23 protein-coding genes and 1 pseudogene are annotated in these 21,202 nt (G+C 51.9%); 17 read left to right on the top strand and 7 right to left on the bottom strand.

The window, feature by feature from the left end; translation table 11 throughout:
* A partial coding sequence (locus B3729_RS12555; protein ID WP_286788067.1) for a DUF7146 domain-containing protein occupies nt 1-1,541 on the top strand: 1,541 nt, incomplete at its 5' end.
* Nucleotides 1,542-1,544: 3 nt separating this feature from the next.
* Nucleotides 1,545-1,838, top strand: coding sequence for a hypothetical protein (locus tag B3729_RS12550; RefSeq protein WP_010799395.1), 294 nt, complete (start codon nt 1,545-1,547; stop codon nt 1,836-1,838).
* 60 nt (nt 1,839-1,898) lie between these two features.
* Here B3729_RS12550 and B3729_RS12545 read toward each other — a convergent pair whose 3' ends face one another.
* Complete coding sequence (locus tag B3729_RS12545) at nt 1,899-2,276, bottom strand: histone-like nucleoid-structuring protein, MvaT/MvaU family (RefSeq protein ID WP_286788066.1); 378 nt, start codon at nt 2,274-2,276, stop codon at nt 1,899-1,901.
* A 158-nt stretch (nt 2,277-2,434) separates the two neighbouring features.
* Between B3729_RS12545 and B3729_RS12540 the strand changes: the two genes are divergently transcribed.
* From B3729_RS12540 to B3729_RS12510, 7 genes are all read left to right on the top strand, one after another.
* Entirely contained in the window at nt 2,435-3,169 is a 735-nt protein-coding gene (locus B3729_RS12540; protein WP_286788065.1) for a hypothetical protein, read from the top strand.
* Nucleotides 3,159-3,467, top strand: a complete 309-nt coding sequence (locus tag B3729_RS12535; protein ID WP_256680865.1) for an HU family DNA-binding protein — start codon at nt 3,159-3,161, stop codon at nt 3,465-3,467. Before B3729_RS12540 ends, B3729_RS12535 begins: the two co-directional genes overlap by 11 nt.
* 139 nt (nt 3,468-3,606) lie before the next feature.
* The gene (locus B3729_RS12530) at nt 3,607-4,449 is read left to right on the top strand and encodes a hypothetical protein (RefSeq protein WP_286788064.1); all 843 of its coding nucleotides are present in this window, start codon (nt 3,607-3,609) and stop codon (nt 4,447-4,449) included.
* 21 nt (nt 4,450-4,470) lie between these two features.
* Nucleotides 4,471-4,782 (top strand): hypothetical protein, encoded by a 312-nt coding sequence (locus B3729_RS12525; RefSeq protein ID WP_286788063.1) that lies wholly within the window; start codon nt 4,471-4,473, stop codon nt 4,780-4,782.
* 176 nt (nt 4,783-4,958) lie between these two features.
* Nucleotides 4,959-5,435, top strand: a complete 477-nt coding sequence (locus tag B3729_RS12520; RefSeq protein WP_073450799.1) for a hypothetical protein — start codon at nt 4,959-4,961, stop codon at nt 5,433-5,435.
* Nucleotides 5,436-5,513: 78 nt separating this feature from the next.
* Nucleotides 5,514-6,029: a hypothetical protein gene (locus B3729_RS12515; protein ID WP_073450800.1), complete on the top strand. Its 516-nt coding sequence runs from the start codon at nt 5,514-5,516 to the stop codon at nt 6,027-6,029.
* The gene (locus B3729_RS12510) at nt 6,026-7,225 is read left to right on the top strand and encodes a tyrosine-type recombinase/integrase (RefSeq protein WP_286788062.1); all 1,200 of its coding nucleotides are present in this window, start codon (nt 6,026-6,028) and stop codon (nt 7,223-7,225) included. Before B3729_RS12515 ends, B3729_RS12510 begins: the two co-directional genes overlap by 4 nt.
* A 63-nt stretch (nt 7,226-7,288) precedes the next feature.
* Here B3729_RS12510 and B3729_RS12505 read toward each other — a convergent pair whose 3' ends face one another.
* Nucleotides 7,289-7,609 carry a hypothetical protein gene (locus B3729_RS12505; RefSeq protein WP_286788061.1) on the bottom strand — a complete coding sequence of 107 codons (321 nt, stop codon included), beginning with the start codon at nt 7,607-7,609 and terminating at the stop codon, nt 7,289-7,291.
* A 628-nt stretch (nt 7,610-8,237) separates the two neighbouring features.
* Between B3729_RS12505 and B3729_RS12500 the strand changes: the two are divergent.
* A pseudogene (locus tag B3729_RS12500) lies at nt 8,238-8,445 on the top strand (integrase); the annotation flags it as partial.
* Entirely contained in the window at nt 8,435-8,671 is a 237-nt protein-coding gene (locus B3729_RS24805) for an EAL domain-containing protein (protein WP_409438667.1), read from the top strand. The pseudogene B3729_RS12500 and the gene B3729_RS24805, both read left to right, overlap by 11 nt.
* Before the next feature lie 182 nt (nt 8,672-8,853).
* Here the strand turns inward: B3729_RS24805 and B3729_RS12495 are convergent, their stop codons facing one another.
* Nucleotides 8,854-10,347 (bottom strand): ATP-binding protein, encoded by a 1,494-nt coding sequence (locus tag B3729_RS12495; protein ID WP_286788060.1) that lies wholly within the window; start codon nt 10,345-10,347, stop codon nt 8,854-8,856.
* Nucleotides 10,348-10,669: 322 nt separating this feature from the next.
* Nucleotides 10,670-12,160 carry a sensor domain-containing diguanylate cyclase gene (locus B3729_RS12490; RefSeq protein WP_244322453.1) on the bottom strand — a complete coding sequence of 497 codons (1,491 nt, stop codon included), beginning with the start codon at nt 12,158-12,160 and terminating at the stop codon, nt 10,670-10,672.
* 116 nt (nt 12,161-12,276) lie between these two features.
* Between B3729_RS12490 and B3729_RS12485 the strand changes: the two genes are divergently transcribed.
* From B3729_RS12485 to B3729_RS12475, 3 genes are all read left to right on the top strand, one after another.
* Nucleotides 12,277-12,453, top strand: coding sequence for a chemotaxis protein CheB (locus B3729_RS12485; protein ID WP_150345679.1), 177 nt, complete (start codon nt 12,277-12,279; stop codon nt 12,451-12,453).
* A 26-nt stretch (nt 12,454-12,479) separates the two neighbouring features.
* On the top strand, nt 12,480-12,890 hold the full coding sequence (locus tag B3729_RS12480; protein ID WP_150345678.1) for a DUF3391 domain-containing protein: 411 nt from the start codon (nt 12,480-12,482) through the stop codon (nt 12,888-12,890).
* A 599-nt stretch (nt 12,891-13,489) separates the two neighbouring features.
* Nucleotides 13,490-14,458 (top strand): YsnF/AvaK domain-containing protein, encoded by a 969-nt coding sequence (locus B3729_RS12475; RefSeq protein WP_150345677.1) that lies wholly within the window; start codon nt 13,490-13,492, stop codon nt 14,456-14,458.
* 282 nt (nt 14,459-14,740) lie between these two features.
* Here the strand turns inward: B3729_RS12475 and B3729_RS12470 are convergent, their stop codons facing one another.
* Nucleotides 14,741-15,184 (bottom strand): globin domain-containing protein, encoded by a 444-nt coding sequence (locus tag B3729_RS12470; RefSeq protein ID WP_150345676.1) that lies wholly within the window; start codon nt 15,182-15,184, stop codon nt 14,741-14,743.
* Nucleotides 15,185-15,311: 127 nt separating this feature from the next.
* Nucleotides 15,312-17,210: a bifunctional diguanylate cyclase/phosphodiesterase gene (locus tag B3729_RS12465; RefSeq protein WP_150345675.1), complete on the bottom strand. Its 1,899-nt coding sequence runs from the start codon at nt 17,208-17,210 to the stop codon at nt 15,312-15,314.
* 221 nt (nt 17,211-17,431) lie between these two features.
* On the opposite strand from B3729_RS12465, the gene B3729_RS12460 reads away from it, so the two are divergent.
* Nucleotides 17,432-17,647 carry a hypothetical protein gene (locus tag B3729_RS12460; protein WP_197873335.1) on the top strand — a complete coding sequence of 72 codons (216 nt, stop codon included), beginning with the start codon at nt 17,432-17,434 and terminating at the stop codon, nt 17,645-17,647.
* Between the two features lie 47 nt (nt 17,648-17,694).
* Here B3729_RS12460 and B3729_RS12455 read toward each other — a convergent pair whose 3' ends face one another.
* A complete protein-coding gene (locus B3729_RS12455; RefSeq protein WP_150345673.1) occupies nt 17,695-19,209 on the bottom strand; it encodes a sensor domain-containing diguanylate cyclase in 1,515 nt (504 codons plus the stop codon).
* A 226-nt stretch (nt 19,210-19,435) separates the two neighbouring features.
* Between B3729_RS12455 and B3729_RS12450 the strand changes: the two genes are divergently transcribed.
* Both B3729_RS12450 and B3729_RS12445 read left to right on the top strand, forming a co-directional pair.
* A complete protein-coding gene (locus B3729_RS12450; protein ID WP_150345672.1) occupies nt 19,436-20,293 on the top strand; it encodes an MHYT domain-containing protein in 858 nt (285 codons plus the stop codon).
* A gap of 297 nt (nt 20,294-20,590) precedes the next feature.
* A partial coding sequence (locus B3729_RS12445) for a PAS domain-containing protein (protein ID WP_286788059.1) occupies nt 20,591-21,202 on the top strand: 612 nt, incomplete at its 3' end.

The raw sequence follows: 21,202 nt of genomic DNA, 5'->3' as shown, positions 1-21,202 counted from the left end.
AGCGTATGAACGGTAATGCAGCAAGAGAGCCACGCAAGTTCTACGACAGCAAAAGGGTCAAGGATCAGGCGTCGGCGTATGGATGGGTAGGCATCATGCAGGCACTGGCGCCTGATCTGGAACGCGCCATCTCCAGACTCGGTCGTCATGTGCCTTGCCCGGTCCATGGTGGCACGGACGGGTTTCGCCTGTTCAAGGACTTCAATGTCCGCGGCGGTGCGATCTGCAACAGCTGCGGTGCCTTTGGTGATGGTCTTTCCCTGCTGTGTTTTGTGAAGGGAATAAACTTTCCAGAAGCGCTTGTAGAGGTTGCCGAGTTCCTGAGGGTTGATCCTGAACCCCCACGGTATCAACGTCGTGAGACGTCCGAGAGGCGTCCTCGTCCTGCCCAGTCCCGTCCGCGGGAAAAGGCAGCTGAGGACCACAGCGCTCCACGTGCCATGCAGGAAACTGCTGTGGTTCGTGAAGCGGCTGTTAAAGAGGCGAGCAATGATGAGTGGGCGCGACTGGTTAAACCCGGTCGTCGTGGTCCCATTGATCTGAAGGCGCGCGCCGAGGCACTCAAGGCAAAACAGGAAGGCACAGAGGATTCCTCGCCAGAGGATGAGTCACCTACCTATGAAGCTGAGCGCTTTGGGTACGAGGTGATTGAGCATGATCCTCAGCCTGAACCTGAACCTGTGAAAGCTCCACCGGTGACACCGGCCATCATTATCGAGCCGGAAAAACCCAGGCTTGCACTGGTGAAGAGTAAGCCCTTGTCCGCATCGACGTCAGATCGCAAGAGCCTGAACGTCGAGCGTCACTGGCGTGAGTCGCTGCCATTGAACGCATCACAGGCTGAACCTGCACGGTTGTATTTGCAGGGACGCAAGGTGTTGCCGCGAGGTGGCGCTGACTGGCTGGACAATGACTGCGTACGCTTTCATCCGGCGTTCCCGTACTGGGATACCGTGACGGAAGTGGATATGGAGACCGGGGAAGAGCGGGAAACCATCGCTGAGATAGGGAAGTTTCCGGCCATTGTCTGCGCCATTGTAGATAACAGGGGTGAGATCCTGACCCTTCACCGAACCTACCTGAGCAGTACGGGTAGCAAGGCCGATGTGGAGAGTCCGCGCAAGATGATGCCGGTCCCCGAGGGGAAATCGATCAGAGGCGCGGCGATCCAGATGGGTACTCCGGTTGATGGAGTGCTTGGTGTTGCCGAAGGGCTGGAAACAGCGCTTTCGGCGTACCGCGCAACAGGTATTGCTACCTGGAGCACGGTCAATGCAACACTGCTTGAAGGCTTTACCCCGCCAGCAGGGGTTCACACGGTACTGGTCTGGGCCGACAAGGACAGATCATGCACGGGTGAATCGGCGGCCATGAGGCTCAAGCTGCGTCTGCAGCAGCAGGGTATCAGGGTGATCGTGATACTTCCTACCGCACCAATCCCTTCCGGCAGTAAAGGAATTGATTGGAACGATGTGATGATTCGTCAGGGCATTTCGGGTTTCCCGAGCCTGGCGCTTCTTCGCAGCGTAGTGGGAGGTTAAGCCATGCACTCCAATCCACACCTGCCTGCTGATCTGCTCGACACTACTCCGGGTTCGGCCACACGAGGCGTTTTTGCGCCTCCGGCCGGCTGGGAGGGGAGTGAGCAGGACTATGCTGCCCTGATCCGGGATCGTTTCGATGCCCGGGAAACACAGGCGCGCATTCTGTTCATCATAAAGTATGCGGCTCAGGGTCCTGTGACCTGTGCAGGGCCGTATGCCACGATGGCGGCTCGCATCGTTCACCGTCTGGTGAAGAAATGCGGGAAGGAATGCTACAACCTTGTTGTTAAGTGACAAAAAGAAACCAGCCCTCCGGGGCTGGTTTTCTTTTCTAACTGACAAGCAGAAGCAGACCTAGTCCTTGATCGACATCCAGCTCTCAACGGTGTCGGCGCCGTACTTGGCTTTCCATGCCTTGAGAACCTTGTGGTTGCCGCCCTTGGTTTCGATGATCTCGTTGGTCTCCGGATGCCGGTAGACCTTGATGTTACGGGCGCGGCGGGGATTGCTTTGTTCGGCTGGCGCAGCACTGGCCTTCTGTTGGAGGAGTTCTGGCGCGACCGCAGCCACTACGTCACGTGGGCGTTTGCCATACTTCTCCATCAGCTCATTAAGCTCGTCGAGAAATTGGAGATCCTTTTTAAGTTCTTCACTGGAAGTTAGTGTTTCCAGATGTTCCTTGAGGCGCTTTAGTTCTGCTTCCGTTTCACGGTATTGGAGTAAGAGGCTCATATAGATTTGCTCGTTAGTTATCAGGGACAGAATTATCCTAAAGGGTGACTGGGCCTTGAGCTAATACATTTTCGGAAAATTTACACCCATGACTTGCATTCTGAAATTTGGTGGTAGGTTTATATCAAACATTCTTTCCGGTGACGGGGAACGCTATCATGATGTTATTAAGTACACGCACGGTATTGGCAGAAGATGGTAGTTACCTTGTCTACTGGTGGACAGGTCTAAAAAAGAAGGGTGTACTTTCTGTCCAGTTCAAGGAGTATATAAAAGATGTCAAACTGGCTGTCGAACTGGTAGCCATTAGACATCTTCTTTACTTCAGGCAGGTATTTAATCGTTATCCCATAACAGGGGCCGGTATTTATCTAAGTGTCACGGATGAGGCCATGGTTGAGATCCTGGGTAATGGTCTTCCATCCAAGCACCTGTATCCCTATGCGGCGTTACTGGGTCGACTCTACGGGTCCAAGACACAGGTGCCCAATGAGCGGGATCTGCCGTTCAATCGTGACGACCCTGACTTTGGCGAAGTGGAGTATGTCTATCCCACGGAAGAATATCGCCAGTGCAAGGTCATGCTGGAAACGCCTGCCCTGGGCCGAATCAGTCTCACCCAGCACGCAGTAGATGCCTATTTTGAGCGTGTCAGCAGTGGCAAACCCCGCTGTCCATGGTCAAGCCTGGCACGCAGGCTCTCGCATCCTGAACTTAGGCTGGTACCCATGCCAGAGCGGATCAGGCGCCACAAGCTATTCAAGTTTGGCAGCGTGGATGAGGTGGAGACCTGGGGGCACGAGACCAGCAAATTCCTGTATCTCCTGATCCGGAACGGTGAGCAGAAAACTGTAGTCACCTGCTTTGAACGCAGGCCTCAGGATCGGGTATAACGTCTCAACCACAAGAGGAAACAGCATGAACAAATCTGAACTGGTAAAGGCTATTTCTGAGAAGGGGCAGCTGACGCTCAAGGAAGCCGAGGCTGCGCTTAACGGGTTTGTCGAGTCAATCACCGAGTCCGTAAAGGATGGTCAGGATGTGGTTCTGGTAGGGTTCGGCACTTTTAGTCTCAAGGAACGTGCAGCGCGTACCGGGCGTAATCCCCAGACGGGAAAACCTATCGAAATTGCGGCCAGCAAGTCGGTGGCGTTCAAGCCGGGCAAGCAATTAAAGGAAAGTGTGGCCTGATCTGCCTTTTATTATCAAGGCCTGCTCGCGCAGGCTTTTTTATTTCCAGCTTAGTTAACTTTTATCCCTTCGGAGTACTTGCATAACCGGATTTGCATGAGACAGTGGAAATAACTTCCAGTGTTCAGGCAGGTCAGCCATGTTTATCTCACTTGTTGATTCAATCAAGGAACCGGCACTTCTCACCAGTTGTATCAGCAATGTTCACTACCGCACCTACAAGACCAAACAAAAGGTCAGGGAGTCTGGGCAGGTAGTTGATGTGATGTTGGACATGGCCTCGCTTAAAGTTACGGAAATTGATTTTAAAAGAACGATCATGCGCTCTCAGACTATTACGTTTGAGATAACGTCCGAAGGGTTATTAAAGAAGAACGGGCGTAATGAAGTCGTCTTTCAACAAGCACGTGAATTCAATCCCCATGCCGGTAAACTTGAAGGGGGCATCCATATCTCCAAGCATTCGCTCAGCGAGCGTGAAATCAAACGGTTTGTTGATCGCGTACTGGCCTTTGCCGAGCAGAACCTGGTGGAATTAGGCGCTAATGGACGTCCCAATATCACCAGCGAGCGGCTCTATGTAGCGGGATGGTTTCAAACCTTCACCAGCCATGGGGTGGTACCGGAGCAGGCGAGGCCGGCACGTCAGCCTATTCAGAACGAAGGTGAAGAGGCCCTCCGGGAAGAGCCTACGCCTCTGGTTGATCCCGAGCAGACCTGTGTTCTCGCGCCCAGCCGAGTCATTGAAGCGCTGGCAGGCTCGCCCCTGAAGCTTAGGCGCATGTCGCTTGTAGATGGCAAACAGCGTATAGCGGTACTGTGTGATGGCAGGCCGTTTATCATCTGCGGCCAGCCTGAAAGCCGCATGGCGTCTGGGCTGGCGCACTCTCTAGCCAGTACCCCGTGGTTTAAGTCCCTCGCTGGCTATCTGGGGGTTAGTGCTCAGGAAATCTCAGTGGGGACCATCAGCGAGGGGCAGTAGAAGACAGATCACTACCATGCCTTGTGCCTGGATAGTCGCCCGCTGTGCCTGTTTGATCTGCCTGAAGAGACACATGCGAGGGCTGGCGCCCTGTGTCTGGATGATGACCTTGGCTCACTGCTGCTCAAGCAGTGGAACGCCACCGGTATCCGGATAAAGGACATGGCTCGGATCGACGCCTTGTGCAGGGCTGCGCCTGCACTGGTTAATTCGCTTGACCGGCTGGAGCGCGCCGTCTCGGCCATATCCCTTTCGCCACTCATCACCGAAATGGTGGATCGACCGGTTCAGGTAGCTCGACAGGCGCTGGCTCAGGCGCTGGGACATTGCTAGGCGCTGGGCCGGGAGCTGTGGGGAAAAGGTGTGGGATAGCTTTAGACACTCTTAGGTAATCGCAGTTATCATGTGGCTTATAGGTATATATGTATGAGGATAGTGAGTCCTCATACATTGTTTTGAAATCAGAACGTTAATCAGGGAATATACCCTCAACTTTGGAGACCCTTCCGATGACCAGTCAATCCGAGATCCAGCTGACGCATCCAAGCGGTGCCCTTTACATGGCCGAACCCAAAGGACAGGAGGAATGGATCTTGTCCTGGCCGGAAGGGAGTCGCCGGTTCTTCGGAAACCGTAGAGAAGCCACCTCCGAACTTAAGCGGGAGGTATCTGCACGGCCTGCGGCCTGGGACAGCGAGTGCGCACACGACCTGACGACCTATCACGGGATGATAGGAGCCTACCGCCGCCTGCTACAGGCCAACCCGGGCAAGGCGCTGGTCATCGAGCATGAGAGCTTTGCCATTCTGCTGGGAGAAAACTACGTCGCCAACTGCGGCGCTTATCATGATGGTGCTCCCTATATTGATCATTCGTGTGATCTTCTTGAGTCGTGGTGGGAGAGTCGCGGTTGCTGGTGCTGGGACGAAACACCAGAGCAGAGCGCCAGCAGGGTACTCAATCCTGTCTTTGTTGATATTGACTGATCGCACGGTCTGGCGCTGGTCCATCACGGCCTGATGCTAGACCCAGCGCCAGCAGACTACTTTTGCATGGAGAAAAAGATGGCTCTGGACAACGCAACAGCGCTACCGGGCGTACGTGTGGTAACTCGTTTTGGTAACGGTGTGATTGTCAGTACCAGTTCCGACCACCGTGCCGAGGTACGGCTTGATCAGCCGATACGAGAGAACGACCATCAATACTGGGCCGCCTTCAGAAACCTGCGCACCGAAGCCGAGGTTGAAGCCGAAGCACGCGAGACACTGCGCGCAGCTCCGGCCATGCTTGTGCTGACGCTGGTCATGTTGGGTCTTGTCTATTGGGCACTCGGCGCCCTTGATGAATACTTCAGCTATGGTGAGCAACCCGCCACAGCCGAGCAGATCGCTCAGTTTACGGCTGGCTCTACATGCCATCGTGAGCAAGTCCAGAGCGAGCTTAATCAGGGTCGGCTATTGATCAATGATGATCTGGACAGGCTCTCCAGACGCTGCGAACGTCTTGAGAACGAGGCGCAGGAGTTGAGTGTTGCCAGAAAGCAGATAGCTGCGCAGCGCAATGCAGTATCAGGTCTATGAGCAAACTAACCCCCAAACTTGTTAAAGCCCTTGCCGAACCTGGAAGCTATCAGGATGGCCGAGGCCTTCAGCTTCGCATTTCCGCCCAGCTGCGCAAGAGCTGGATATTTCGGTACATGATCAATGGCCGGCGGCATGATCTTTCGGTGGGCAGCTATCCAGCAGTCTCCCTGCGTGATGCGCGCCTGGCGGCAGACAAGTACCGTCTTGAAATCTCACGCGGGATCAATCCAGTCCTTGAGCGCCGGAAAAAACGTGAGGGTAAATCCTCTGAGAAGCTGGAAGCAAAGACCTTTCAGACCGAGGCTGCACGCTATATTCGAACGCACTCGCCCAGCTGGAGCACCAAGCACTCGCAACAGTGGCAGAACTCACTAGCGAAGCACGTATTTCCCATAATCGGCTCAATGCCTCTTGCTGAAATCGATACCGATGATGTCCTGGAAGTGCTGGAGCCTATCTGGAGTGTTATCCCGGTAACGGCCAGTCGCCTGCGCAACCGTATTGAACTGGTCCTCGATGCGGCCAAGGCCAGAAAGCTGAGGGAAGGGGAGAACCCGGCGCGCTGGCGCGGGCACCTGGACAAGCTCCTGCCCAAACAGGGCAGCAGGGTCAAGCCGTTTGGCTCGTTGTCTGCCGAGGATACCGCACGGCTCATGCATCGACTCGATAGCCTGGAGGGTGCTGCAGCACGCGCAACAGAACTCATGATCCTGACCGCAACCCGTAACAGCGAGACCTGCGGTGCCCGCTGGTCCGAGCTGGATCTTGAGCAAAAGCTCTGGACTATTCCGGGCGAGCGCATGAAGACGGGCAAGACGCATCGCATCCCGCTGACCGAGGCCATGATTGAGGTGATCAGCCAGCAGAAGGGCCAGCATCCGGAGTGGGTTTTTCCCAACAGTCGCCGCACAGGCTGTATTCCCGGTAATGCCATTGGCCGGGTACTGGATACCCTAAAGGTTCACATGGCAGTGCCGCATGGCTTTCGCGCCACCTTCAGAACCTGGGCGGCAGAGACCACGAACTACCCTCGCGAGGTCTGTGAAATGGCGCTGGCGCATACGTTGGGGAGCAAGGTGGAAGCGGCCTATAACCGTGGGGATTTGCTGGAAAAGAGAAGGGGGCTAATGGAGGAGTGGAGCGGCTTTCTGCATGATTCCACAGACTATAAAGATTTACATCAACCACTGTAAAAGAAGCCTTGGACAAAGAGTGCTCGTATTCATCTGCAGCACCTGCGAGGCTTGGTTATGGATTTATTCAGGTATCAACTGCTTTCGAGAGTAGAGCTTGGCTGCCTGATAGAAATCTCTGACACTCTGCTGGCGCATTTGTATGGTTAGCTCCTGCGTCGCTATATAAATCCTTGAGGATTCGGGCGTCTGTAATGCTTGCAATGCGTTCATGAAACCTTCAATTTGCCATCTTATCTGGTCCCGTCTTTGAAACGCCTTCGGCTGTCCATCATTCAAGACATTGATCAGCTGGTCAGCCAGCAACCAGGCTTCAACCTCCAGCCGCTCAGCATCCGTTCGTGGCGCAATGACATAGTGAAAAGGATTGGGGATATTGCCCACGTTTCTAGCGTCCTTGAATATGATTAGCCATGCAAAACATTATAAGGTTTAGCGCTGCCACCCCGACTACGCAAAGATATCATCTCATATAGGGTTTCGATGGTAACGTGGACCCAGACTTTGTAAAAAGCAGCCTATAGGGCAGGCTCTGATAGACATTGCATAGCTGCGTCATAGACGTTGATCTAGATAGCGCAATCTTCCTTCGCTGGATTGTCGACCACTGGCGTAGGATGTGGCTGTTAGCAGTGATGTCTAGAGAAAAATCATATAGATTGCGGCTAGAATGAATAGGGCTAAGGACAGGCGAATTAATAATTGAACCTGAGGGTTCTTTTTTGGCGTCATACCCATGCTCCTCGTGTATTCAACTGGGCCTTGGTGTAAAGCTCTGAGCTGGCCCATCCGGTACCCCAGGTACAATACCTTGGCATGTGTCTCGTCACCTTTCGCCTCTGAAACAGCTTTAGCCCAAAGAGTGGGAATAGGTCTTTGTAGGGTGAGTTCCATGACTATTTGCCTATGAAAATCGTCATCATTCATTTATAAACAAGCCGCTTGATGAGAAGAGCTAAAAGCTATCGGCAGAGGCAAAGCAGGCTTAAGTTGAATGTTTAGCCTAGCAGGCCCGCATGGCTTTCGCGCAACGTTCAGAACCTGGGCGGCGGAAATCACGAATTATCCTCGAGAGGTCTGTGAGATGGCGCTGGCGCATACCTTGGGCAGCAAGGTGGAGGCGGCCTATAACCGAGGGGATCTGTTAGAGAAACGGAGGCCTGATGCAGGAGTGGAGCGGCTTTTTTCTAATTACGACAGACTACAAAGATCTCTGTTAGCCGCTGTAGTCTCATAGGCGCCATAATAACGCTGGATGACTTTGGAACCGGCTATTCCTCCGTGGGCTACCTTCAGTCGTTTCCATTAGACAAGAACACAATTGATAAGTCATTGGTTCATCAAATGGAGTCCAGCCCACAAGCGTTATCCACTGTGAAGGCTATCATCGGTCTAAGCTTGAGTCTTGGTATCAGAATCACTGCCGAGGGCGTTGAACAGCTTTAAAAGCTCAAGGAGGAGGGATACTTACAGTTTTAGGGCTATCTCTTTAGCCGGCCACAACCCGCAGATTCAAGTTTACGCGGATATAAGCAGTCTCATAAAACGCCTTAAAAGGTTACATTCGAGATACAGTTAACGCTATAAATTTTTGTGCATGCATGGTAACTATTGTGCCAGCGCATCTATTAATCTTGCTCGAGTAGTCGTTGTACCCTTGAGGCTAATTCTGAAATCGTAAAAGGCTTCGTCATAACTTCGACATCATGGCGGAACAAGCTTTTGGGCAAGGTTACTGTTTTGTCATATCCGGTAATGAACATGATCTTTAGTTTGGGAAACCTATCCAACACATGTGCCGCCAGGTCACGGCCATTTATGCCAGGCAGGCCTATGTCGGTCAGAAGGAGATCCACAGGTTTGGCTGCTGTAACTATCAATTCTAATGCGTGCTGGCCATTGCCTGTGCTTAGAACATGATAATCAAGGTCCTCTAAAACTTCGATAATGATCTCACGTAGCACCTCGTCATCCTCAACAAGCATAACCGTTTGCTGTAGTCCTTCTTTCAAAGGCTCGTCAGTTGAAGAAGTATGCTGACAGGTCTCTCCAATATACCGTGGCAGATAAAGGCTTACCGTTGTGCCTTTGGCCTGAGTCGACTCAATAGTAAAATGCCCATTGCTTTGCTTCACAAAGCCATAAACCATGGAAAGACCTAGGCCTGTGCCTTCGCCTATGGGCTTCGTGGTAAAAAAGGGCTCTATAACCTGATCCATTATCTCGGGCGCGATACCTGTCCCGGTATCGACAATACTGATACAAACACATTCACCCTCAAATAAGCCGGGAACGGAAGCACTGTTGGTGATCTGGCAAATGATGATCCCTCCGTTGGGCATTGCATCACGTGCATTTATTGCCAGATTCAAGACGGCATTTTCCAGCTGGTGATGATCACAGAATGTTGTCCAAAGGTCACCTTCATAGTGCACTTCAAACCGATACTCAGGCCCTAACGACTGATTAATAAAGCTCTGGAATTCATCAAAAAGATCGTTGAGTTTTAAAGGCTTTGGGTTGAGCGATTGCCGGCGAGAAAAAGCCAGCAAACGGTGGGTGAGGGAGGCTGCACGTTGCGCCGAAGCCATTGCGTTGTCTGTGTAGCGTTCAAGGCCTACACATGTTCCTTTTGCAATACGCTTTTGCATGATTCCAAGCGAGCCGATAATGCCTCCGAGGTGGTTGTTGAAATCATGGGCTATACCTCCAGTCAACTGGCCTACAGCTTCCATTTTTTGGGCCTGGCGCAATTGCTCCTCGAACTGGCGCTGAGCTGTCACATTGATAAAGTAGGCGACCAGTAGTGATTCATTAGCAACTGTTACCAGCGTCTTAGTAGTAATGATGATTTGAGGTTTTCCGTCTGGACCAATGATCGTCTCTTCGTTTTCAGACGGACACTGTGTGGCAATTACCTTTTCTTCCATTTGCCAATACGTAGCTGCATGTTCTGCTGGAAAGCAGTCATAGTCAGTTTTGCCTACAAGCGTATCAATAGGATCCTGAAAATAGCCGGAAGCCGCCTGGTTGACGAAAACGATCCGGTGATTGAGGTCTTTAACTATGACCGGTATCGGTAGTGCTTCAAGCACCGCGAGTGCTGCTTCTTTATCTAGCATTTCAATCACCAGCCCTGATACGAAAGGGAAAGCTCTACCGAGCAAAACTGAGGAATAGAATAGGCAAAATAAACAAAAGTATCTAAAGCTGTAGTTTCTGTATGGCCTTTATTGCCTACATCCCTATGCTTCACTGTTAAGCTGCTTTAAGGGGTAACATCTCATTGTGCATGGCGCTGTTCTTGAGATAATAATCGCAGCTTCGACAACTGTTTTACGTCTTAAACCGACTCTTACATGTGCTGTTAGATCAGAACGAGTCTGAGGTTATCCCAAGCTGTGTCCGTAAGGAATGAAAAATGAGCCTGAAGATTTGATTGGATCAAACTGTATCTGCAGAAATCGCAGGATAGACCCTATTACGGCCATGCTCTTTGGCTATATACAATGCTTTGTCAGCGGCCTTGATCAGAAGCTCAGGAGCAATATGCTCTTCTGTGGGACGGTAGGTATAAACCCCAGCGCTAACCGTTACCTCACCTATTTCACTGCCCTGGTGAGGAATATGTAAACTGCGGATTGCTGTAAGAGCGCGCTCAGCTACCTGATAGGTTCCAAGCTCGTCCGTTCCTGGTAACAATATCGTCATTTCTTCTCCCCCATACCGTATCGCCAGGTCAGAAACTCTCCTCGTAGCGTCCCTGATTACCTGAGCTACCGCTTGAATACAGGCATCGCCTGCCAGATGGCCATAAAGATCGTTATAGCGCTTGAAATGGTCAATATCGATCATAATAACGCCAAGCGGATCATGGCTACGTCTGGCGCGATTTATCTCAATAGGCAACACCCGGTCTAGTTGTCGGCGATTGCCAAGACCGGTGAGGCTATCATGTAAGGAAAGCTCCTCCAGTTCTCTATGCGCTTGACGAAGCTGTTCTTCGGTTTGCACAGTACGCCTAATCTGGCGAAGCAAAGTGACGCCTAGGGCCAGCATCCCCGCTATCATAAAGGCAACAACGGCAGCAGACCGTTCTGCATCTGCTCGCCAGGAGGCAAGGATAGCCTCTTTAGACAGGCCGGCTTCGATTATCAGAGGGTATCGGGTCAGTTGCTGGTAGCTGTACATCCGCTTTACACCATCAACTACAGCTGTAATAAGTACTGTACCGCTTTGGGAGCGGGGTAGGTATCGAGTAAAGATCTCACTTTTTGACAAACTGCTGCCTATCACGGACTCGTTAAATGGTCTACGCGCCAGAATAGTCCCATTAGTCAAGGCAAGCACTATGGCGCCTTTGTCATCGACCTTGAAACCAGAATAAAACTGAACGAAATAGTCCACCCGTAAGGTCGCCAGTAGAACGCCTGCAAAGCTTCCATCACGGTTACTGATCCGCCTCGATACAGGCAAAATTAATTCACCTGTAGAGCGACTTTTGACGACGGGGCCTATTCGAAGCTCAGAACTGGTGTGGTTTTGATGATAAATAAAATACTCTCGATCCGAGTTGTTAGCTCCCTCAGGTACCACATCCTTATCAGTAACAAGCCACTTGCCTTCCTTATCGTAGACAAACAAGCCATGCAGTTGAGGAATGCCAGCCACCTGTCTTTTGAAAAGCGCTCTAAGTCTTTCAGTTTGAATATTTCCTAGACCGTCCCACTCCAGCCGTTCCTGTGCTCCAATCGTTAAGGTATCGATTTCTTTAATGCTGTCTTCAGCATGTTGAGCTACCGACCTGGCTAGGTTGGACGTACTGGTTTCTGCTTCTAGCAGAGCTTGACGATAGCCGCTCCAGACCTGCCAGCACTCCATTGCGGTTAATGCAAAAATCACTAAACAGACAAAAGCCAGTCCGAGCTGCTGCATTGAGACAAGCCTTGCTTTTATGTGGTTTTGGCTCTGGTTAGGCATTGCTGCGCTCGGATAGGATCAGCAGGGTAAAAAGAGTTTTAATACCTTGTAGATAACATTTAGGTGTATTAATTCATCTATATACTGGGCAACTGATTCTTATCGGCACCTCTGCAGGAGGGTTCAATGCCTTGCACTGGCTGCTGGCCAAGTTACCCTCAGAACTAAAGGCTGGCGTGCGGGTTGTTGTGCACATCAGTGCCAACGAGCAGGCGCTACTGGATATCCTTTCCCAACGCACCCTGTAGTGGTCAACTAATCAGGCTCGTCTGGGGTGTATGTTAAGAAACTCTGCACGCCACGGGCCGATCATCCCTTCTGGCGGGTGGGTTTGTTATTCGCACACCTGATGAGTTCAAGCGTAATATTGACAGCAATATTCGAGAGCCTGTGGATCGACTTGGCGCAAGGTCATGAGGTCGATCCACAATTTCAGACAAGGCCTGAAATCACGCCGTTACCGATCCAGGTTGAAATGGCTGAAGAGGCAGCGCGGGCCAGGCAGCTGTGTGACAGCGCTAAAACGGCAGACAAATGCATGCTGGAAGATGCTCGGATGGGGCGCGTTGTTGAAATGGGCGACGCCATGGATCTGCTGGCTCAAAAAGGCTACGGCCGCATCATGAGCCGTGAATCACCCGAGGTGTGGGGCTTTTCATCACTGGATTATCTTTGGGGGCATTAACATGGTAATGGAAATGGGTTCCCACCTAAATTGCACAGGTCTTGAGGTTCTCGTATGATGCCTGCTCTCGATTCTACTCTCAGGCTGTCGCGGCCCTAGGATCGAGAGAGCGGCCAAAGCTCCCTCCGTTAGTAGCCGCTCGGGCATAAAAGGTCTTTCTCGTAAGGATCCTTTTATGCCTTCCTTTCCTGACGGGGTAGAACCCAAAAGAAGTATATCTGAGATAAATCGTATGGCGATTTAAGATGCGCCAAACCTGATTAACATTGCTCAGCATTTAGCAGGCGCCATTCATAGTGAGTATCGGTAGCTTGCCGGGTTTCCCCTGAGTGCGGCCTTTCATATAAGACTTTGAACCAGACCAGGGTCTGCTATGGAAAGCCCTGCCATTTGTAGGTTTCTCTGAACTAAAGCGGCAAACCCCGACTCCAGACCTATAGTGGCAATGATGCCAGCCAGCGCATCTGGACAGTCTGATGACATCAGATCAGTTGCGCTTAAAGACTGACTAGCCTGGATGCCAGATACCAGGCGTGGTGCAAAGCACACCACTTAAACCCATCACAGCCAAGGCTGTTGAAGAGACCCAGAGGTGACCTATGCAACATACTCTAGTAGCCGCGTTTGATCGCTATAACGAAGCTGAACTGGTTAAACGCGAACTCCTGGCCAAGGGCGTTTCCCAGACCAATATTCAGATTGCCGCTGCCAACGAAACCGGTGTGATGGATGGCACGACCGATACGTCTATGCGCACAGACGCATCCCATACCGATACTCACGACGGCTCGGTCTCTGAAAAAGTAGGCCATTTTTTCCGGTCACTCTTTAGTGATGATGACACCGAGCATAAAGGCTATCGGGATACCTACACCGAAGCGGTTCGTCGAGGCTCTACCGTAGTAACTGTGACCGTTAATGACGACGCTCAGGTCCCGGTAGTTGAAGACATCCTCGAGCGTAACGGCGCAATCGATATTGATGAGCGCAGCGCTACCTGGACCAGCCAGGGCGCAACGGCTTATACCAATACCATGGGCGATAGCGCAGTCACCAGCGATGCCACCATGGCGCCAACAGCTACCTCAACTACGGCAGCTACCATGGGCGTAAACGCTACCCCACTGGCTGATCAGATGCCGGCTGAAACAACGGCCATTCCAGTGATGGAAGAAGACCTGAAGGTGGGTAAGCGAGAGAATCGCCTGGGACGAGTGCGTGTGGTTTCCCATATGACCGAACGTCCCGTTGAGGAAACCGTAAACCTGCGTGAAGAGCATGCAGTTATCGAGCGTCGCCCGGTAGATCGTCCGGTCTCAACCGATGACGTGTCTGCATTCCGTGAGGGTACGGTTGAGATTCAGGAAACTGCTGAAGAAGCTGTTGTGGCCAAGACTGCACGAGTCGTTGAAGAAGTGGTAGTGGGCAAGGAAACCACACAGCACACCGAAACGGTACGCGATACCGTACGCCGTACTGATGTGGATATTGAGAAGGATGGTACTCGCTCACACCTGAGCGGTACTCATGACGCAGATACAGACCTTACCAATCGCACCAAGCCCTAATGGTAGTGCGAGCGGCTAATGCCAGAGGAGGCTGCTCCTAAGCAGCCTTCTTGTATACCGCTCTTTTCCAACTATCCCTAAGGTGGAGGTCTTTGTGTCTGTGTTGCCCGATGAAGAGGATGCCCTTGTTCGTCGTGTCGAATGCGAGGAATGCGGCGAGATGAGGCCATGTCATTACACGCTTCATCCTGAAAGTGACTCGCTTGCCTGGCTCTGTCCTTTTTGCAAAACAGAGCTCCAGCCTTCATAGGCACACAGAGGATAAGCTTCGGGCCACAACCATTAATGCGCTTCGCCGTATAAAGTTTTTTCACGATTGATCATGATATCCGCCAGATACCAGTAGGCCTTGCCCCAGGCGTCTAGGATCTCATCAGTTGCCGCATCGCCCAATACATCCCTGATGGCGGGTAACAGCGCATTAGCCACGGCGGGATAGTGTTCGGGCTTGATATGGGTTGCAACATGGCGAGCGCAGATCTTGTCTACAGCGCCCTGAATGGCTTCTACCCGATCTGCATTTTTAGCAAACGCCAAGATAGCGCCAGCCAGTCGCTTGGGCTGCTCGCCGGACTTGAAAGCTGCGTCATCGAATAGCGCCTTGATTTCAGGATCAACAAAGAGACGCTCGTACATTCGAGTGGTAATTGCCACGCCATGCTCCTGAAGGACAGGAGCAGTAGATTTAACGATGGCAATGGTTTCAGGAGAAAGAGGCTCGCTCATCACAGGTTCCTTAAAGACTTCAGGCTAATAGGTTTCTTATCAGCTAAACAATGCTGTTATCTCGTTTCAGAGTATAGACCGCTGCTGAGGCTTCGCTGGTACTATGGCCAAGGATCTGCAAAGTAGCCTAGTCTTCCTGCTTACGCAGATTGATTGGCCGTACGTTATGAGGCAGCTCCGCCGAACCTGAGGCGAATTGATAGTTGTTTCTGCCCTTGCGTTTAGCGGTATACATGGCCGCATCAGCCCGAGCCATGATGCTTTCCGCTGAGAGATTATCAGTCGTCGAGCTCAGCGCGATGCCAATGCTGGTGCCAATTTTGGCTGGTCCATCAGGAAGAGAAAAAGGAACGTTGATCGTATCGCATACACTCTTGGCGATACGGCTACAGATAGCTTCTGACGCAACGCCACTGGCAATAATGACAAACTCATCACCAGCCAGTCGGCTGATGAAGTCATCCTTTCTTATCGCTTGACCGAGCCTGCGCGCTACCTGCTTCAGGATCTCATCACCACCCTCATGGCCATGGGTATCATTGGCCAGCTTGAACCCATCAAGATCAAGGAAAAACAGGGAAAATGGAACGCCATCATGCCGGGCGGCAGCTATCACCTGTTCGAGCCTGTCATGCAAGGCGCGGCGATTGGGTAGGCCAGTCAGTGGATCAAGCATGGCCTTGTCGACCAGAGCCTTTTCTGCCCGCTTACGTTCTGTGACATCCTGGGACATAACGTAAAAGCCGACCACCTCACCATGACGCACGTCAGGAATATAGGTAGCGCTCCAGATACGGTCCTGTTCAAGGCTGTACTGGATATTGTCATGGCTGACCCGCTCCCCTGCCAATGCCCGCTGGAAACAAGGAAGCAGTTCCCTATAGAGCTCAGGGCGCAACATCGCCGTCAGGGGTTTACCCAGCAGGGTTTTCGGATCGATATTAAAGATCTGACGATACACGTCGTTATTGAAGCGATAGCACAGGTTACGGTCTACCTGCGCAATGAGAATAGGCAGGTTGTCCGTGATGGTTTGCAGGGTTTCCCGGCTACTTTGCAGCTCAAGCGTCCGCTCCTGGACACGCCTTTCCAGTTCAGCCTGATAGTTCAGCCGCAGGGCTTCGTGCTCCTTACGCTGGCGGATATCATGCACCGCGGCGATAAAGTGTAACGGATTGCCTGCGCCATCTCTTACCAGCGTAACGTCAATTGCTACCCAGACCAGATGTCCAGCCTTGTGAATGTAGCGCTTCTCAAGCGAGTAGGTCTGGCGTCGATTAAACATGAGATCAGCAATAAGATTCAGATCCGCTGCCAGATCCTCGGGATAGGTCACGTCTGAAAATGTCTTCTGCCTGAGCTCCCCGGCCGTATAGCCCAGTATCTCGCACAGCCTTGGATTAACCTCGGCAAACCGTCCCTGAAGGTCAATCAGCGTCTTTCCAATAGGCGACTGCTGGAACATGGCTGTAAAACGCGCCTCACGATAACGCAGCGCCTGAGCATCCTGTTCCTGGATCAGTCGGGTTTCCCTGGCCGCCTCCCGTTGTATCAGTTCACGTTCAACCACACGGGCCAGATCCTTGAGACTAGCTTTGGCTCGCTCAGTTAGGGTTCGGGGCTGGGTATCGATTGCACACAGGGTACCAAGCACCAGACCCTGACTGCTGCGCAGCGGCACACCAGCATAGAACCGTACATAGGGCTCGCCGGTAACCAGCGGGTTGTCCGCAAAGCGTGGATCTTGCCATGCATCTTCAATCAGCAGCATGTCCTCGACATGAAGCGCATGGGCGCAAAAGGCCAGATCTCGTGGCGTCTCACACACCTCAAGGCCCACCACCGATTTGAACCATTGCCGATGCTCATCCACCAGTGACACTAGGGCGATAGGAACCTGAAGAAGCTCGGAGACCACCCGGGTGATACGGTCAAAGGTCTCTTCCGCTGGGGTATCAAGCAGGTCGAGACTATGAAGCAGGCGAAGCCGCGCCTCTTCATTGGCGGGCAGAGGTGCGATTAGCATGATAGGGACTCAAATCGGCGTCTAAACAACTAATCCTCTTATGCCAGCCGAGAGGTCTGGAATCAAATGAAATGGTATGAGTTAGGCCATGCTACTGCTTGCCGGTATAGGATCAGCGGATTCTCCCATCGACAATTCTGCATAGGACTTGATGCATCCTGGCATAGGTGGCCTCCGTCAGCTTTGATTGGCTAGCTGACTAACGATTGCAGGAAGGCGACATGCAGAGACTAAAAAAGCGCAATCCGGCCAGGCACGCCATCAGGCTTGGCTGTATAGCATTGGGAGCCGCTTCGCTTCCCGTCTGGTTTCTAACGGGAGCGCAGGAAAGTAATTACGAGCATAAGGGGCTCATTGCCTTTTGCTCACTGGTGCCCTTTTTTCTCTTGTCGATCCTAGGCATTGGCAAGGACAAGTCCTCACCCTGCATAGATTAAGAAATCTGACTAGAGACCTATGCTTCAGCATCTGGCATACAATAAGTTTATGATTGGCACATCGCAGGGTGCACTCTGTTCCGGCCCAGTCCCTTTGCCTCGTACAGGTTCTGATCAGCCAGCCCAAGCGCTTCCGTCGGGCTGTAAGCAAAGCCATCGCAGCCGACCACATGGTAGCCGATACTGGCAGTCACACGTCCCAACGGAGAGTCCAGGTGTTCGATATTGAGCGCCCTGATACCCTCTACTATGGACATAGCGATCTGATGGGTACCCGGTTCATCCGTATTAGGTAGGAGAATGACTATTTCTTCTCCTCCATAACGTGCAACCAGATCGCCTGCACGCCGTACGCTTTTCTGGACGACCTGAGCTACCGCTTGCAGGCACAGATCTCCCATTTGATGCCCATAGCGGTCGTTGAAGTTCTTGAAGAAATCAACATCAAGCATAATCAGCCCTACAGGGTACCCCTGTCGCTTTGCTCGATTAAGCTCAACCGGCAGCATGACATCAAAGTGACGCCGGTTGGAAAGACCGGTAAGACCATCCTCCATTGCCAGCTTTTCAACTGCTTCATAAGCTGTCGCAAGCTCGAGCTGATGCTCCTGGTCCAGTCGCATATAGCGTAAGACCAGCAGGCCCATTGCAAATAAAACAGCCAGCATGACAAGCAGGCCGCCTGTATAGATAACAACCTCGGTTATCCAGGCCGCCAGCACATCGCGTCGGGAGAGTCCGACCTGAACGACCACAGGATAGCGCTCAAGGGCCTGATAGCCCTGGATGCGATCTATACCGTCAACAACGGACCGGATGCGCGCTACCCCCGACGGACTTTGCAGCAGGTACTTGCTATAGACCTCACCTTTGGAAAGACTGTAATTGATGTTCTTTTCTGAATAAGGAAGCCGTGAGATGACTTCGCCACTGCGTAAGGCCTGCGAGATAATATCTCTTGGGCCTAGATGAAAGTCAGTATAGTACTGATTGAAGTATTCGATGTTGACCGTGATAAGAAAAACACCCGCGAAGCTGTTGTCCGGGTTGTTGATCCGGCGCGAGACCGGCACGACGAGGTCACCTGTGGAGCGGCTGCGCAGAGGGGTACCAATACGAATCGCTCGATCCATAAAGGTCTTGTAGTAGATGAAGTACTCACGGTCACTATTGTTGATGCTGGCGGGATAGTCATCCTTGTCCGTTACGATCCAGTTGCCGTCCTTGTCATATACGAAGAAGCCATGCACCTGATTCATCTGCGCAACCTGGCGTTTGAATAGTCGCTTCAAACGCGTCACATCATCGCCCGATAACCCAGCGCCAAAGTTATCCCATTCCAGACGTTCGACGATCCCATAGCTGGCCAGGTCAAGGTCTTCATAGATGTCATAGGCATGCTGCGCCATGGATTTCACAAGGTTAGCAGCATTGGTTTCAGCCGCGCGTAGGGTCGCCTCATAGCTCCTGAACAGCTGCAGCGAGACGACACTGACAAGGCCCAGCGTAAAGCACACAGAAAAGGCAATAAACACACGCCGAAGACGATTGGTTTGTTTCATGGAAGCCTTTTCTTATCAATCCGGGCAATGGCAGTTTCAGCGGGGCGTCTTTCAAGAAAGACTATTTGCTCAACTGTCGGCTAAATAGCTTATTAATTAACTTAAATTCCTAAATAGTTATTTCAACAGATGAGCGTACAATTCTTTGCGATGAAAATCGTAGCTAAGATTTCAGTATGGCGTACGGCAGCCGTTAAGCTTTGGGTCTAAAATTTTGGTGGTTCGTATGCTTGCTGGTAGTTATGACCCACTTCTTGTGCTGGTCTCTGTAATCGTGGCGGTGCTGACCTCTTACACTGCGCTGCAACTGGCGTCTGCCGTATTTGGAACGTCCGGTACGGCTGCCCGGGTGTGGCTGAGCTGTGGCGCCCTGGCCATGGGGACCGGCATCTGGGCAATGCATTTTATTGGGATGCTTGCCTTTAGTTTGCCAATTGAGCTTGGCTACCAGATCTCAACTACCGTGCTGTCACTGGGACTCGCCGTGCTAGCTTCAGCCCTGGCGCTCAGAATCGTCTGTCGTACGGATCTTAAGACCAGGCATTTCGCAGTAGGCGGTCTGGTGATGGGATGCGGTATTGCCGGTATGCATTATACGGGTATGGCGGCGCTCAACATACATCCGGCAATTAGCTATGATCCGGTCTGGTTTTGCGTATCCATTGTGATTGCCATACTCGCATCAACCTCCGCGCTGTGTGTGGCTTTTCATCTCAAACGTCCCTTGCCTCATGTCTGGATGCTGCGCTTTGCCGCCTCCATTTTTCTGGGCTTTGGCGTCGTTGCGATGCATTACGCGGGAATGGCTGGCGCGCACTTCCATAAAGCAAGCGTGAGCGGGGGTATGCTGGAAGGCATTCATGCCTACTGGCTCGGAACATTGGTTTCACTTGCCACCGTCTCGCTATTGGCTATGACGCTGACTGCCATAGTCTTTGAACAGCATGCACACCGAAAAAAACTCGCACGCAGGCTGGCTGATATCCAGTATCGCCTTGCATCACGGCAGAAGAAAGAGGACCCGCTTGAGCGCCTTCCTCGTTATATTGAGCGGGACAAGAGGCCGTCTGTGGACCAGCTCTAAAGCCACTGAGAACGCCAAGCAGCTTTTTATCTCCCGCCTCTAGCCTATTGGCACATAGACTTTGGTTAGTAGTCATCTCGGACGTACGTAGCAACAGGCTGGCAGAGTGCAGCTAATTCATTCGAATAAATGACAATCGATGCGTCTGGATGCACTAGCCAGACGCACTTCGGTTGTGCATTCGTCAGTTATACAGCGGCGTTACTTCAGAATCTTTCTATAGGGCCGATGATAGTACGGGTCTGTCAGCATAAATAAACAGCAGATCTTTTCGATATCAATAAAGGCTCTTCCGCCATGCGCAAAAACCTGCCAGTGACACAACAGGCTCGTACATTCAGGGAAAGTGAGCGTCTTATCTCAACGACGAATCTCAAGGGACAAATTACTTATTGCAACGACGCTTTTGTCGCAATAAGTGGTTTTACACGAGAAGAGCTTATTGGCAGTCCACATAATCTGGTTCGTCATCCAGATATGCCTGAGGGTGTATTTGGCCATATGTGGGATACCCTTAAACAAGGCAAGGCCTGGATGGGTATCGTCAAGAACCGCTGCAAGAACGGCGACTATTATTGGGTGAACGCATACGTCACTCCTATCTGGGAAAATGGCCAGATGGTGGGCTATGAGTCCGTACGTGTGCTGCCCACCGCTGATCAGATCCGACGGGCCGATGTCATGTATACACGGCTGCGTGAAGGCAAGCGTGCAGTACCAGTGACAGAAGCCATCAGGCATTCTGTCAAAATTGCATGGCCTACGCTTTTCAGTGGTGCGGTTATCTTTGGCGGTCATTTCTATTTCAACGACCTTGCCCAGGCGGGTGTGATTGTTGCCAGTGCACTAGGCATTACCTTCTGGCAGTTCAAGCGTCAGCGCTGGACCATTGAAAAGATCTTCGAGGCC

The sequence above is a fragment of the Pseudomonas sp. UBA3149 genome (assembly GCF_002364655.1).
GTDB classification, from domain to species: Bacteria; Pseudomonadota; Gammaproteobacteria; order Pseudomonadales; family Pseudomonadaceae; genus Chryseomonas; species Chryseomonas luteola.
This window is presented reverse-complemented; position numbering and strand designations above follow the sequence as displayed.

Coding starts and splice junctions, on each gene's coding strand:
- B3729_RS12475 (WP_150345677.1), top strand. CDS start 13,490: ATGCAACATACTCTAGTAGCCGCGTTTGATCGCTATAACGAAGCTGAA.
- B3729_RS12515 (WP_073450800.1), top strand. CDS start 5,514: ATGGCTCTGGACAACGCAACAGCGCTACCGGGCGTACGTGTGGTAACT.
- B3729_RS12455 (WP_150345673.1), bottom strand. CDS start 19,209: ATGAAACAAACCAATCGTCTTCGGCGTGTGTTTATTGCCTTTTCTGTG.
- B3729_RS12470 (WP_150345676.1), bottom strand. CDS start 15,184: ATGAGCGAGCCTCTTTCTCCTGAAACCATTGCCATCGTTAAATCTACT.
- B3729_RS12450 (WP_150345672.1), top strand. CDS start 19,436: ATGCTTGCTGGTAGTTATGACCCACTTCTTGTGCTGGTCTCTGTAATC.
- B3729_RS12540 (WP_286788065.1), top strand. CDS start 2,435: ATGATGTTATTAAGTACACGCACGGTATTGGCAGAAGATGGTAGTTAC.
- B3729_RS12550 (WP_010799395.1), top strand. CDS start 1,545: ATGCACTCCAATCCACACCTGCCTGCTGATCTGCTCGACACTACTCCG.
- B3729_RS12520 (WP_073450799.1), top strand. CDS start 4,959: ATGACCAGTCAATCCGAGATCCAGCTGACGCATCCAAGCGGTGCCCTT.
- B3729_RS12495 (WP_286788060.1), bottom strand. CDS start 10,347: ATGCTAGATAAAGAAGCAGCACTCGCGGTGCTTGAAGCACTACCGATA.
- B3729_RS12510 (WP_286788062.1), top strand. CDS start 6,026: ATGAGCAAACTAACCCCCAAACTTGTTAAAGCCCTTGCCGAACCTGGA.
- B3729_RS12465 (WP_150345675.1), bottom strand. CDS start 17,210: ATGCTAATCGCACCTCTGCCCGCCAATGAAGAGGCGCGGCTTCGCCTG.
- B3729_RS12490 (WP_244322453.1), bottom strand. CDS start 12,160: ATGCAGCAGCTCGGACTGGCTTTTGTCTGTTTAGTGATTTTTGCATTA.
- B3729_RS12460 (WP_197873335.1), top strand. CDS start 17,432: ATGCAGAGACTAAAAAAGCGCAATCCGGCCAGGCACGCCATCAGGCTT.
- B3729_RS12545 (WP_286788066.1), bottom strand. CDS start 2,276: ATGAGCCTCTTACTCCAATACCGTGAAACGGAAGCAGAACTAAAGCGC.
- B3729_RS12530 (WP_286788064.1), top strand. CDS start 3,607: ATGTTTATCTCACTTGTTGATTCAATCAAGGAACCGGCACTTCTCACC.